The organism is Polynucleobacter sp. MWH-Spelu-300-X4, assembly GCF_018687515.1.
In the GTDB taxonomy this organism is placed as follows: Bacteria; Pseudomonadota; Gammaproteobacteria; order Burkholderiales; family Burkholderiaceae; genus Polynucleobacter.
Genome location: NZ_CP061294.1, coordinates 1,628,094 through 1,641,615 on the forward strand (window position 1 = coordinate 1,628,094; position 13,522 = coordinate 1,641,615).

The window sequence follows — 13,522 nt, forward strand, 5'->3', positions numbered from 1 at the left end:
TTAAGACTCGCTATCAATCAACAGTATTCTGAAATCATTCACATTGGTCAAAGTAGGGCCTGTTTCAACCAATGCACGAGCTTCCTTAAAAAAACCGTAAGCATCATGATCTGCTAAATATTTTTTTGCTAATATTTTTTTTGATTCTGCAAATTTTCGCACTGAAGAATCAAACCATCCACCCGCATTATCCTCGCTACCATCGATACCATCTGTATCTGCTGCTAAGGCAGCCAATGATGGCAAATCCTCAGTAGCAGCTAACAAGGCTAATAAAAATTCTGTGCAACGTCCACCTCGCCCTTTAACGCCAGGAGGAATAGTCACTGTGCACTCACCTCCAGAAAGTAAGGCTACAGGCCTAGCGAACGGCGCATTGTAAAAATAAATTTCTCTAGCAATGGAGGCCTGCATTAAAGCGACATCTTTTGCCTCACCCGTTACCGTGTCACCCAAAATGACAGGTGTTACACCGACAGAACGGCAATAATTAGCTGCGGCTTCAAGGCTTGCGTGAGCAGAACCTAATAAATGGTTACGCACATTTTTAAAAATAGGGTCGCCTGATTTAGGCGTTTCAGGATGATTACCACGCTCCCCAGCCCTCAAATAATCAATCACTACCTGTGGCACTTGGCTATTTAATAAATCATATTCACCCAATACCCGTAAGGCATCAGTAAATGATGAATCATCCGGCGCACATGGGCCACTAGCAATGCTGGAAATATCGTCACCAGTTACATCTGAAATTAAAAATGCATCCACCTTAGCACCTCTAGCCACAGCCTCGCGAGCCATATGTCCACCCAAAATGGCGGAAAGATGTTTGCGGACAATATTCATTTGAGCAATAGGAGCACCAGAGCGTAATAAAGCGCGAGTTGTTGCTTGCACATCGTCAATCGACAAACCTGATGCCGGCAAGGTTAATAGACTAGACCCACCTCCAGAGATTAATACGATCAATTGATCATTAGCTTGCAAGGTGGCTATTAAATCCAGTGTTTTTTGAGCCGCATCTAAACCAGCCGCATCAGGGACAGGGTGACTAGCCTCGACAACTTGAATAGTTTTCGTCGGCATTGCATGACCATAACGCGTCACAACCATGCCTTCCAATTGAGTATCAGGCCAATGCTCATGAGCATACGCCTCAAGCGTAGCTGCCATAGAAGCTGCTGCCTTACCCGCCCCCAAGACTAAACAACGGCCAGCCAATGGATTTTTAAAAACAGTCGCCAAACTCACCGGCAGGATTTCGCTAGGCTTGGCAGCACCCAAGGCCTTCAAAAAAGCTTGCTCTAAAAAATCTTGTGTATTTTTAACTGGCATATCCGAATGTTATCTCGGATTGAGCTTGCTGGACTCGCCACATTTCAGAATAACGCCCATTGGCCTGCAAAAGCTCTTCGTGTGTACCACGTTCAATAACCTGTCCGGCATCCATCACCAATATTTGATGCGCATGAATAACCGTTGAAAGGCGGTGCGCAATAATGAGCGTTGAACGATTTTGAGCTAAAGCAAGAAGCTCTTTTTGAATAGCTCGTTCCGTTTCGGAGTCTAAAGCAGAAGTTGCCTCATCAAAAATCAACAACGCTGGATTTTTTAACAAAGTTCTAGCAATAGCTACGCGCTGCTTCTCTCCACCTGACAACTTCAAACCTCGCTCACCCACCATTGTTTTGTATCCCAAAGGCAAAGAAGTGATGAAATCATGAATTTGCGCAGACTTAGCAGCAGCCTCAATCTCATCTTGGCTGGCGCCTGGCCTACCATAAGCAATATTGTAGGCAACGGTGTCGTTAAACAACACAGTATCTTGAGGAACGATGCCAATAACATGCCTTAAACCAACCTGAGTCACGCTTTTAATATCTTGTGCATCTAAATAAATACCGCCTTGTTGCACATCATAAAAACGAAATAACAAACGAGCTAAAGTACTTTTTCCAGCTCCACTATGACCCACAACAGCGGTTGTTTGCCCAGGTAATATTTCAAAACTTACATCTTTAAGAATTTCTCTATTAGGCTCATAGTGAAAATAAACATTTTTAAATTCAACCTTAGGACCTAATTGCGTATTCAGAATTTCAATATTTTTTGCACCTGGCACATCGGCAATCTCTTTATCAGTCTCCAATAAATGAAACATCCGATCCATGTCAGTAAGTGCCTGTTTAATTTCTCGATAAATAACACCCAAGAAATTTAGCGGTATATATAACTGAATCATTAAGACATTGACCAATACCAAATCACCAATAGTCATCAGACCTTGAACAACCTGATTGGTAGCTAACCATAAAATAATAATGAGGCCTAACGCGATAATGGTCTGTTGACCAGCATTTAAAAATGCCAGAGAACGTTGCGATTTAATGGCAGCCTCACGATAACGGCGCAAATTCTCGTCATACCGAGCGGCCTCATACTGCTCATTACCAAAATATTTAACTGTCTCAAAATTAATGAGTGAATCAATCGCTCTTTGATTGGCCCTAGAATCAAGCTCATTCATTTTGCGACGGTACTGCGTTCGCCATTCAGTAACAAAAATAGTAAAAATCACGTAAAAGACCAAAGCCCCAAACGTAACAATTGCAAACAAATAGTTATAAGCCCAAATGAAGTACCCTAGCACCAAGGTTAGCTCAACAATCGTCGGCAAGATGCTGTAAAGAGAATAAGAGATAAGAGATTGAATACCTCTAGTGCCACGCTCAATATCACGAGTCATGCCACCCGTCTGACGAGACAAATGGAATCTCAAGGATAAAGCGTGCAAATGCTCAAAAACTTGTAAAGCAACTGTGCGAACCGCACTCTCAGTAACTCTGGAAAATAATAACTCTCTAAGCTCGGTAAACAAAGAGGCTGATAATCTTAATAAACCGTAACCAAAAATTAATGCGGTTGGCACAACGATTAAGGCATATGTTGCAGAAGGCAAACTCAAGGCATCAATAAGTCCCTTTAACAAAATCGGAACGCCTAGATTGGCTACCTTTGCCAAGATCAAACAAGTTAACGCAACAGAAACTCTAAATTTAAATGCCCATAAATAAGGCAATAAATTTTTAATGACCTTCCAGTCACTACTGCGATATGTATGTCTTGCTACGTCTCCATCGGCAGGAGCTCGCCTCATAATTAAACTCTTTCAAAAATACCCGCGGCACCCATGCCAGTTCCCACACACATCGTGACCATGCCATATTTTAACTGCCTACGCTGTAAAGCGTGTATCACCGTAGCACCACGTATCGCACCAGTTGCGCCCAATGGATGCCCCAACGCAATCGCACCACCTAGCGGATTCACTTTATCAGGATTTAAATTTAAATCCTGAATAACCGCCAATGACTGAGCAGCAAACGCTTCATTCAATTCAAACCAGTCAATATCGTCTTGTTTTAAACCAGCATATTGGAGCGCTACAGGAATAGCTTCTTTAGGACCAATACCCATAATTTCGGGAGGAACTCCACGCACAGCAAAACTCACAAATTTAGCGAGCGGCGTCAAGCCAAAGCTTTTAATTGCTTTCTCACTAGCTAATATTAATGCGCCACACCCATCTGACATTTGAGAACTGTTGCCTGCCGTCACACTACCCTTATTAGCAAATACAGGTTTTAATTTAGACAATCCTTCGATGGAGGCATCAAACCTAGGCCCCTCGTCCGCAGAAAGATATGCAGTTTGAATATCAACCTGACCTGTTGCTTGGTTTATTTGTCTTTTTTCATAAGAGACCTGTGAAATTTCTTGCTGAAACTCACCGGCCTTTTGCGCAGCAATCGCTTTTTGATGAGATGCTAATGAAAATGCATCTTGAGCTTCTCTAGAAATTTTCCATTGTTGCGCTACTTTCTCAGCAGTCAAACCCATGCCATAAGCAATGCCAAGGTTTTCATCCCGAGAGAAAATCTCAGGAGACAAAGATGGCGTGCCGCCCATCATGGGCACCATGCTCATTGATTCAACACCGGCGGCAATCATGACATCGGCCTCACCCACTCTAATCCTGTCAGCTGCCATAGCAATAGCACTTAAACCAGATGCGCAGAAACGATTAACTGTGATGCCCCCAACCGTATTTGGCATACCGGCTAAAAGTAAACTCATTCTTGCCACATTCAAGCCCTGAGGGCCTTCCGGAATTGCACAACCAACGATCATGTCTTCAATCGCTTTGGGATCCAGATTAGGAGCTTGCGCTAGGCAATTTTTAAGCGTCTCGGCCAATAAATCATCAGGCCTTTTAAAACGCAAAGATCCTTTGGGAGCTTTACCAATAGGACTACGTGTTGCCGCAACAATGTAGGCTTCTTGAATCATTTTCATTTTTAATCCTTAATTTTGGCAGTTAGTTACGAACTGGCTTACCTGTTTGAAGTAAACCCATGATTCGCTCTTGAGTCTTAGATGTTCCTAACAACTCAACAAAGGCTTGCCTTTCCAACTTCAATAACCAACTCTCCGGAACTTGCGTACCGGCATCAACATCACCACCAGCAATTACTTCAATTATTTTTTTAGCTATCAAGAAATCATGCTGCGAAATAAAACCACCTTCAAGCATATTAATAAGTTGACCGCTAACAGTAGAAATAACCGATCTGCCACCAACAGAAATTAAACGTTCTAAAGGAGGTCTGTAACCTGATGCTGCTAAATATTTCACTTGCATTTGAGCTTGGTATAGCAGTTCGTGCACATTAGCAACGATCACATCTGATTCATTTAGATAACCCATGCTCCTTGCCTCATGAGCCGATGAAGACACTTTAGCCATAGCTGCATTTTCAAAAGAAGCCTTAATGCAATCCAAATAATTATTGTTGCCCAGTTTTTCTTGTAATTTGGCACCACGAATAGCAGCCTCTTTTAATCCGCCACCAGCAGGCAATAAACCCACGCCGATTTCAACTAAACCGACATAGCTCTCAATGGCAACCACTCTTTTAGCTGCATGAAGTAATAATTCACAACCACCACCCAGCGCGATTCCCGAAACAGCCACCACCACAGGTACATTCGCATATTTAACGCGCAACATCGTATCTTGGAATTTTTGAACAAAAGGCTCTATGCCAGCCGGACCACCCTTCATAAACAAAGGCATGGCTGCCTCTAAATTAGCTCCTGCTGAAAACGCTCCACCCGGGGCCCCCAACTTTAAGGATGTAGGCTGCCAGATGACTAACCCGTTATATGACTTCTCAGCCAAATCAATCGCATTTGCAATACCATCCAATACATCTGGACCAATCGTATTCATTTTTGACTTAAATGACAGAATCAAAACATCTTTTTGAGAGTCTTCCACCCAAGCCCTTACGCCCTCGTTTTCAAATATAGTTTCTCCTGCCACTTTAGGATTAACTGAGCGATCACCTTTTAGACTTGCTCTAAATATTTGTTTTTTATAAACAGGCAAACTTGACCGCAAAACAAAAGTTTTATGAGCAGGCGACCAAGATCCTTGCTTAGAGTGAACCTGACCTAATTTGGCCACATCACTTTCGAAAACCCATTTAGGCAAAGGCTCTTTTGACAAAGCCTTACCATCATCAATGTCTTGCTGCACCCATTGCGCTATTTGCAACCAACCAGCTTCTTGCCAGTCCTCAAAAGGTCCGGTACTCCAACCAAAACCCCAACGCATCGCAAAATCAACTTCAGCAGCTGTATCAGCAATAGACTCAAGATGTACTGCAATGTAATGAAAAATATCTCTGAATATTGCCCACAAAAATTGGGCTTGCGGTTCATCTAAATCTCTTAACAACGAAAACCTTTCCGCTAAAGGCTTCTTAAGAATTCGCTCAACTACCGGCAAGATTTCACCCACTGAAGGAATGTATTCGCCAGTTGCTGGATTTAATACCAAGATTTCTTTACCACTTTTTTTATAGAAACCTGCGCCAGTTTTCTGACCCAACAAACCTTTTTCTACTAAGCCCTTAACAACATCTGGTACTTTATAAACAGAGGCGAATGGATCACTAGGTAAGCCATCTTCCATGGTCTTAATCACATGCGCCATGGTATCGATACCCACCACATCACACGTTCTAAATGTGGCAGATTTCGCGCGACCTAATTTACTACCGGTTAATGCATCTACCTCATCAAAACCAAGCTTAAATTTTTGAGCCTCGGCTAACACAGCCAATATAGAAAATACCCCTACCCTATTAGCAATAAAGTTCGGCGTATCTTTTGCCCTAACAACACCTTTGCCTAGCACCGATGTCATAAAAGGCTCTAAAACATCTAACAAATCCGCATCGGTATATTCCGTTGGAATTAATTCCAACAAGTGCATATATCTAGGTGGATTAAAAAAATGAATGCCGCAAAACCGTTTCTTTAACTCCGGAGAGAAACCTTCGGATAATTTTGTAATAGAAAGACCAGATGTATTAGTAGCGAAGATGGCATGAGAAGCTAAGAACGGTGATACTTTTTTATATAAATCATGTTTCCAATCTAATCTTTCAGCAATCGCCTCAATCACTAAATCGCATGACGCCAACAAATGAAGATCGTCTTCATAATTCGCTATTTGAATTAAATCCACATCTGCTTTGTTAGCCAAAGGAGCTGGCTTTAACTTCTTTAAATTATCTAAAGCTTTTTTAACAATTAAATTTTTGTCAGCTGCCAAGCCATCTTTAGCTGGTGTGGGTAAATCAAATAAAACCACCGGCACATTGGCATTCACGCAATGTGCGGCAATTTGAGCCCCCATCACACCTGCGCCCAATACAGCAACTTTTTTTATCTGAAATGTCGTCATAAGACTTCCTTAAAATAATTCAGCATCTAAAGCCATCAAACTTTCGGAACCGGATCTGGCGACCCTAATTTGATAAGCAGTTTCTGGCAATAGTTTTGCAAAATAAAATCTAGCAGTTGCCAATTTGGCTTTATAAAAATCATCTCCCGAATCTTTTTTATCCAATGAGATTTTTGCCATTTTTGCAAACAAGAAGGCATAGACAAAGTGCCCCACAACTCTTAGATAAGGTACGGCCGCAGCACCCACCTCATTTTTATTAGTCATAGCCTTCATTCCTAATTCCATGGTGAGCTTTTTAACTTTTTCACCAATGTCGACTAATGGATCAATAAATTCGGCCATATCTTTACGCCCACCTTCAGCCTCAACAAATTGCTCCACTAATTTGCCGAACCTTTTGAGCTTAGACCCCATATCACCCAATACTTTTCTACCTAATAAATCCAAAGACTGAATGGTATTGGTTCCTTCGTAAATCATATTAATTCTGGCATCACGCACAAACTGCTCCATGCCCCACTCAGCAATATACCCATGCCCTCCGAATACCTGCATGCCTTCATTGGTTGCAAGAAAAGCATTATCTGTAATAAAGGCTTTAATAATTGGTGTTAATAACGCCACCATGTCACCAATTTCTTCTTTTTTCTTTTGATTGGTTTCCGATTGCTCAAGATCGATCATGAATGCAACCCAATATGCGAATGCCCTGGCCCCTTCAGCATAAGCACGCTGAGTAAGAAGCATTCTTCTGACATCAGGATGAACAATAATGGGGTCTGCTACCTGATTAGGATACTGCGCACCTTTTAGGCTACGCATTTGTAAGCGCTCTTTCGCATAAACCCTGGAATTCTGATAAGCCACCTCAGTTAAACCAAGACTTTGCATACCCACACCCAACCTGGCCGCATTCATCATGACAAACATGGCATTCAAGCCTTTATGTGGCTCCCCAACTAATGTGCCAATAGAACCATCAAAATTCATCACACAAGTTGCATTTCCATGAATACCCATCTTGTGCTCAAGAGCCCCGCAAGTTACTTGATTTTTAACCCCAGGCCCACCAGCCTCATCCGGCAAAAACTTAGGCACGACAAATAAAGAAATCCCCTTTGATCCCTCCGGAGCATTAGGTAATCTAGCCAACACGAGATGCACAATATTTTCACTTAGATCATGATCGCCGCTTGAAATAAATATCTTGGTACCTGTTATTCGATAAGCACCATCATCCAATGGCTCAGCCTTGGTTTTCAAAATACCTAAATCAGTACCACAGTGAGGTTCAGTTAAGCACATAGTCCCAGTCCACTGACCACTGACCAATTTCTCTAAATATGTATTTTTTTGATACTCAGTGCCATGCGCATGTAGACACTCATAAGCCCCATGAGACAAACCTGGATACATGGTCCACGCTTGATTCGCGGAGTTCATCATTTCGTAAACAGCGCTATTAATTAATTGAGGTAATGCTTGGCCACCATACTTCGCATCACATGCGAGCGCGGGCCACCCACCTTCTACAAATTGTTGATAGGCATCCTTGAATCCAGTGGGCGTTTTAATGGCTCCATCATCCAGCCTCTGACAACCTTCTTTATCTCCTACTTGATTTAAAGGCAATAAAATTTCCGAACAAAACTTGCCTGCCTCTTCTAATACCTGGTTAATAGTTTCTTTATCTATCTCAGCATATTGAGGAATTTCTTTAAAGGTATTTTCAACCTCCAATAACTCATGCATAACAAATTGCATGTCTCTAAGAGGGGCAGCATATGTTGGCATTGCAATGTCTCCTTATATGTCTTGTATCTTGTCTTTTTTATTGGTTTATTTATTTTTTACTTTGTTTTCATCGATGATTTTTTTAACAAGATCTTTAGCTAGCTGAATACTTTTAGTTAACCTTAAAAACCTTGCATCATGATGCAAACCTAATACAGCGCTATATATTCCAAACAACATAGCTTCTGGATTAGCGTCTTTTTTAAGATGGCCTTCTTCAATAGAAATTTTTATGGCTTTTAATAAAGCATGGCGCCACATCTCAACGCTCTCTACTAGTTGCTCTCTAACGGCGCCTGGGCGATCATCAAACTCAACCGCTCCAGATATATAAATACATCCACTAGTTAATTCATGAATTCGCAATTCCATCCATAAATCCAACATCCTCTCTAACCGAGGAAGCCCTTTAGGTTGAAGAAGCGCAGGCTGAAATACGTTTTGTTGAAATCTTCGGTGATACTCTCGCACAACCTCTAATTGCAAGTCTTCACGAGACCCGAAATGAGCAAACACGCCACTTTTACTCATTTGCATACGCTCAGCAATTAAGCCAATCGTCAGACCTTCCAAGCCATCTCTAGCAGCAAGCTCTAATGCAGCATCTAATATGGCAGCGCGAGTCAGCTCGCCCTTTTTAACGCTAACACCAAGCTCAGAATTTGTTTTATCAGATAATCTAACAACATTACTCATAATGTCTCCGAAATAGAACGACCGTTCTTTTTTCGGATAATGCACCTTTTTTAAATTTTGTGCAATAGCCCTAGCAAATAATGATTAATCCCCTTGGTTGATAAGGGCCTTATCTTTAACCCCAATAACCAAAACCCCCACGATTAAACGAACTACACGATAACTAATCCAATTGGCTAATTTAATAAAAACAGATCGATTCATATATGTATCAGGATCAACAGCATGCGCGAACTCATGCGCCTTATCAAAAACCCGCCAACGCATTTCTCTGACAACCTCATGATTGCGAATAACTAAATTTGCCTCATGATTCACAAAAAAAGATAAGTGATCACAATTGGAAGATCCAATGGTTGCCCAACGCCTATCAACAACCATGACCTTCGCATGTAATTGCCCATGACCACTGTATTCATAAATCTTGATGCCCGCTTTTAAAAACTGTCCATACAAACTAGGTACAGCCCAATTCAGAATCGCGAACTCATCTCGACCTAATAACAAATTAACAGAAACTCCTCTTTGCGCCGCACGTATTAATGCCTTCCTCAATAAACGCGCCGGCATAAAGTAAGGTGTCACTAACCAAATTTCCTCACGAGACTGGCCAATCGCTTTTAAGTAAGCTCTCTCAATATCACGCCGATGATGCAAATTATCCCGAGCAATAAATGCAATGCTAGCTTTAGCACTATGTCGAATTCCCATGAAGTGACTTGAACTCCAGGGTAACTCCTGCTGAAAAATTCTTTTAATAATGTTTGCGGGGTGCAATGCCCCAACCTGAAGCCTTTGCCATTGCCTTAGAAAAGCAATATGCACATGCTCCACAACTTTTCCATAAACCTGAATGGCCAAATCCCAACGCACACCACCAACTGGCTTACCGGCAGCATCTAAACGATCGTCACAAATATTAATTCCGCCAACAAAGGCTGTAACACCATCAATAACTAATAATTTTCTGTGAGTGCGAGAAAACCCAAATCTACCAAACCATGCTTTGTTGTAATAGCACAGCTCAACACCACTCTGAATTAAGTCAGACTCAAATAGCAATGGCGCAGACCCCAACCAATCAACAATTAATTTAACTTCTACGCCCCGTTTTGCTGCAAGGCATAACAAATCACTAATTTTTTTTGCAGTTGCATCAGCAGAAAAAATATAAGTTTCTAGATAGATACTCTTGGTGGCGAGTTCGAGTTGTTTTTCAATAGCGGGGAAATAGGTGGCTCCACCCTCAAGAAGAATCAGGTCATCAATATTTTGCCAACGATCTTGACGCAGCAGAGACATATTGAGATTCTATGTTATTTTCAGTCGCAGAATCGCTTCTTTATTACTTGGTGAAAAACATAAAGATGAGGCAACTGAAATTGGCTCCCACCGAAAAGACGTATGCTCTTTAGGAGCTAAAGTTACTGGAACACGATCAGGTAATTCAAGCTTAAACCAATGCTCAGTATTTTCAACCACTCCGGGAGGGTAACGATGTCGCCACTCAGGATATATTTCATAAACCACGGAGTGATTCATCGAGATTAGCGCAGAATCAGGCAGCTGACTAACATCAATGCCCGTTTCTTCTAACAACTCTCTAGCAGCAGCCTCAATAAGAGGCTCACTACCAACATCTAAACTGCCAGTTACTGATTGCCAATAACCTGGATGATCAGCTCTCTCAAGCAACAGCACCTCGTTTCCAGCCGTATAAATAACGACTAGAACCGAGATTGGGATTTTCATGCAGGAACCTGCGTATTGCGTAAACGAATATGTAATTCACGCAATTGTTTTTCATCCACAGCACTTGGAGCTTGCGTTAGCAAACACTGTGCTCTTTGTGTTTTAGGGAATGCAATCACATCACGAATAGATTCGGCACCGGTCATCATCGTCACAATACGATCCAAACCAAAAGCGATACCGCCATGTGGAGGAGCGCCATACTGTAATGCGTCTAACAAGAAACCAAACTTAGCTTGAGCTTCTTCAGGACCAATCTTAAGAGCTCTGAAAACTTGGCTTTGAACGGTTTCTTTGTGAATACGCACAGAACCGCCACCGATTTCCCAACCATTAAGAACCATGTCATAGGCTTTAGCTAAACACTTACCAGGATCTGTCTCAAGATAATTTAAGTGTTCATCTTTAGGGCTTGTAAATGGATGGTGGCAAGCAACCCAACGCGCATTGTCTTCATCGTATTCAAACATTGGGAAATCAACAACCCACATTGGCTTCCAAACCTGCTCCATCAAACCTTTTTGCTTAGCCCAATCTGAATGACCAATCTTCAAACGCAAAGCGCCAATCGCATCATTAACAACTTTTGCTTTATCTGCGCCGAAGAAAATAATATCGCCATCTTGTGCGCCAGTACGTGACAAGATTTCAGCAACAGCTGCATCATGTAAGTTTTTAACAATTGGTGACTGCAAGCCATCACGACCTTTAGCAACTTCGTTAACCTTAATCCACGCCAAGCCTTTCGCACCATAGATCGATACAAACTGCGTGTAATCATCAATCTCACTTCGGCTAATCTCAGAACCGCCCGGCACGCGCAAACCTACAACACGACCATTTGCTTGATTAGCTGCACCCGAGAAAACCTTGAAGTCAACATCCTTCATGACATCGGTTAACTCTGTGAACTCTAACTTCACACGCAAATCAGGTTTATCTGAACCAAAACGAGCCATAGCTTCCGAATAAGGCATTACCGGGAACGGATTAGCCAATTCAACATTCATCACTGTTTTAAAAATGTGACGAACCATGTTCTCGAATAAATCACGGATATCTTGCTCATCTAAGAACGCTGTCTCGCAGTCGATTTGCGTAAATTCAGGTTGACGATCAGCGCGCAAATCTTCATCACGGAAACATTTTGTAATTTGATAATAACGATCAAATCCAGCAACCATCAATAACTGTTTAAATAGCTGAGGCGACTGAGGTAAAGCAAAGAATTGACCATCATGAACACGAGAAGGCACCAAATAATCGCGGGCACCTTCTGGTGTGCTCTTAGTCAACATAGGTGTTTCAATATCAATAAATCCCGCAGCATCCAAATATCTACGAGATTCCATTGCCACGCTATAACGTAAGCGCAGATTTTTTTGCATCTGCGGGCGACGCAAATCTAAAACACGGTGCGTTAAACGGGTTGTCTCAGAAAGATTGTCGTCTTCCAAATGAAATGGCGGTGTAACTGAAGCATTCAAAATATTTAGTTCATGACACAAAATCTCAACTTTGCCACTTACCAAGTCATTATTTTCTGTGCCAGCAGGACGAGCTCTAACTAAACCAATAATCTGAACGCAATATTCACTACGAACCTCTTCGGCAATCTTAAACATATCAGCACGATCAGGGTCGCATACCACTTGAACAAATCCATCACGATCTCTTAAGTCGATAAAAATAACTCCGCCGTGGTCGCGACGACGATTAACCCAACCGGCTAATGTGATTTGTTGACCGATAAGGGCTTCTGTAACTTGCCCGCACTGATGGCTACGCATTGGCATAAAACTTCCTACTTTACTGATGATGGTACGTGGTGATGAGGGGGAACTGATCCCATGGAGACGATATGTGTCAATGCTTCTTCAACACTCATATCTAATTCAATAATGTCCGCAACAGGAACAATCATAAAGAAGCCTGATGTCGGATTAGGGGTTGTTGGTAAAAATACATTCACATGTTCTTTATCCAACTTACCTTTAATTTCTTGCGCTGGGTTCCCCGTTATAAAAGCAATCGTCCAGGACCCATTCCTTGGATAAGGAATCAATACAGCTTTCCTAAACGCATTTCCTTTACTGGAAAATAAAGTATCTGATACTTGCTTAACACTTGAATAAATTGATTTAACAATTGGAATTCGTGCGATTAGACGATCCCATAAAGCAATCCACCATTGACCGGCAAAATTTGCGGCAAAAATACCTGTCGTAAAAATAATTGCAACAACAATCAGAATGCCAACGCCAGGAAGCTCTCTAAAAGCTTGCAATGCAGGCTTAAGAGCACTTGGTAAAACCGCAATCAAAGCAGCCATAACGGAGCCAAAAACTCCATCCAATACTGACAGCCCCCATGTCATCACCCAAATAGTGATGGCCAAAGGAGCCCATACAAGCATGCCGGCAATAAAATATTTTTTCATGAAGCTTGAAATTATAGGGC

The 13,522-nt window shown here is 41.9% G+C and carries 10 protein-coding genes; all 10 read right to left on the reverse strand.

The genetic code is table 11. From position 1 onward, the window contains the following. Window positions 1–1,335: a glycerate kinase gene (locus tag ICV01_RS08250; protein WP_215287371.1), complete on the reverse strand. Its 1,335-nt coding sequence runs from the start codon at window positions 1,333–1,335 to the stop codon at window positions 1–3. Continuing rightward, window positions 1,325–3,157 (reverse strand): ABC transporter ATP-binding protein/permease, encoded by a 1,833-nt coding sequence (locus tag ICV01_RS08255; protein ID WP_215287373.1) that lies wholly within the window; start codon window positions 3,155–3,157, stop codon window positions 1,325–1,327. Before ICV01_RS08255 ends, ICV01_RS08250 begins: the two co-directional genes overlap by 11 nt. A gap of 2 nt (window positions 3,158–3,159) precedes the next feature. Then, window positions 3,160–4,356: an acetyl-CoA C-acyltransferase gene (locus ICV01_RS08260; protein WP_215287375.1), complete on the reverse strand. Its 1,197-nt coding sequence runs from the start codon at window positions 4,354–4,356 to the stop codon at window positions 3,160–3,162. A 22-nt stretch (window positions 4,357–4,378) separates the two neighbouring features. After that, a complete protein-coding gene (locus ICV01_RS08265) occupies window positions 4,379–6,817 on the reverse strand; it encodes a 3-hydroxyacyl-CoA dehydrogenase/enoyl-CoA hydratase family protein (RefSeq protein ID WP_215287377.1) in 2,439 nt (812 codons plus the stop codon). Between the two features lie 9 nt (window positions 6,818–6,826). Beyond that, window positions 6,827–8,614, reverse strand: a complete 1,788-nt coding sequence (locus ICV01_RS08270) for an acyl-CoA dehydrogenase C-terminal domain-containing protein (RefSeq protein WP_215287379.1) — start codon at window positions 8,612–8,614, stop codon at window positions 6,827–6,829. Window positions 8,615–8,659: 45 nt separating this feature from the next. Next, window positions 8,660–9,310: a TetR/AcrR family transcriptional regulator gene (locus ICV01_RS08275; RefSeq protein ID WP_215287381.1), complete on the reverse strand. Its 651-nt coding sequence runs from the start codon at window positions 9,308–9,310 to the stop codon at window positions 8,660–8,662. 84 nt (window positions 9,311–9,394) lie between these two features. Then, window positions 9,395–10,612 (reverse strand): phosphatidylserine/phosphatidylglycerophosphate/cardiolipin synthase family protein, encoded by a 1,218-nt coding sequence (locus ICV01_RS08280; RefSeq protein WP_215287383.1) that lies wholly within the window; start codon window positions 10,610–10,612, stop codon window positions 9,395–9,397. A gap of 9 nt (window positions 10,613–10,621) precedes the next feature. Beyond that, window positions 10,622–11,062 (reverse strand): dihydroneopterin triphosphate diphosphatase, encoded by a 441-nt coding sequence (gene nudB / locus ICV01_RS08285; protein ID WP_215287385.1) that lies wholly within the window; start codon window positions 11,060–11,062, stop codon window positions 10,622–10,624. Next, window positions 11,059–12,858: an aspartate--tRNA ligase gene (gene aspS / locus ICV01_RS08290; protein WP_215287387.1), complete on the reverse strand. Its 1,800-nt coding sequence runs from the start codon at window positions 12,856–12,858 to the stop codon at window positions 11,059–11,061. The genes nudB and aspS overlap by 4 nt, the downstream gene beginning before the upstream one ends. Before the next feature lie 8 nt (window positions 12,859–12,866). Next, a complete protein-coding gene (locus ICV01_RS08295) occupies window positions 12,867–13,502 on the reverse strand; it encodes a DUF502 domain-containing protein (protein WP_215287389.1) in 636 nt (211 codons plus the stop codon). Window positions 13,503–13,522 lie beyond the last annotated feature (20 nt).

Excerpts from the sequence above, each read along its gene's own strand:
- ICV01_RS08250 (WP_215287371.1), bottom strand. The coding sequence starts at position 1,335 with ATGCCAGTTAAAAATACACAAGATTTTTTAGAGCAAGCTTTTTTGAAG.
- ICV01_RS08255 (WP_215287373.1), bottom strand. The coding sequence starts at position 3,157 with ATGAGGCGAGCTCCTGCCGATGGAGACGTAGCAAGACATACATATCGC.
- ICV01_RS08260 (WP_215287375.1), bottom strand. The coding sequence starts at position 4,356 with ATGAAAATGATTCAAGAAGCCTACATTGTTGCGGCAACACGTAGTCCT.
- ICV01_RS08265 (WP_215287377.1), bottom strand. The coding sequence starts at position 6,817 with ATGACGACATTTCAGATAAAAAAAGTTGCTGTATTGGGCGCAGGTGTG.
- ICV01_RS08270 (WP_215287379.1), bottom strand. The coding sequence starts at position 8,614 with ATGCCAACATATGCTGCCCCTCTTAGAGACATGCAATTTGTTATGCAT.
- ICV01_RS08275 (WP_215287381.1), bottom strand. The coding sequence starts at position 9,310 with ATGAGTAATGTTGTTAGATTATCTGATAAAACAAATTCTGAGCTTGGT.
- ICV01_RS08280 (WP_215287383.1), bottom strand. The coding sequence starts at position 10,612 with ATGTCTCTGCTGCGTCAAGATCGTTGGCAAAATATTGATGACCTGATT.
- nudB (WP_215287385.1), bottom strand. The coding sequence starts at position 11,062 with ATGAAAATCCCAATCTCGGTTCTAGTCGTTATTTATACGGCTGGAAAC.
- aspS (WP_215287387.1), bottom strand. The coding sequence starts at position 12,858 with ATGCCAATGCGTAGCCATCAGTGCGGGCAAGTTACAGAAGCCCTTATC.
- ICV01_RS08295 (WP_215287389.1), bottom strand. The coding sequence starts at position 13,502 with ATGAAAAAATATTTTATTGCCGGCATGCTTGTATGGGCTCCTTTGGCC.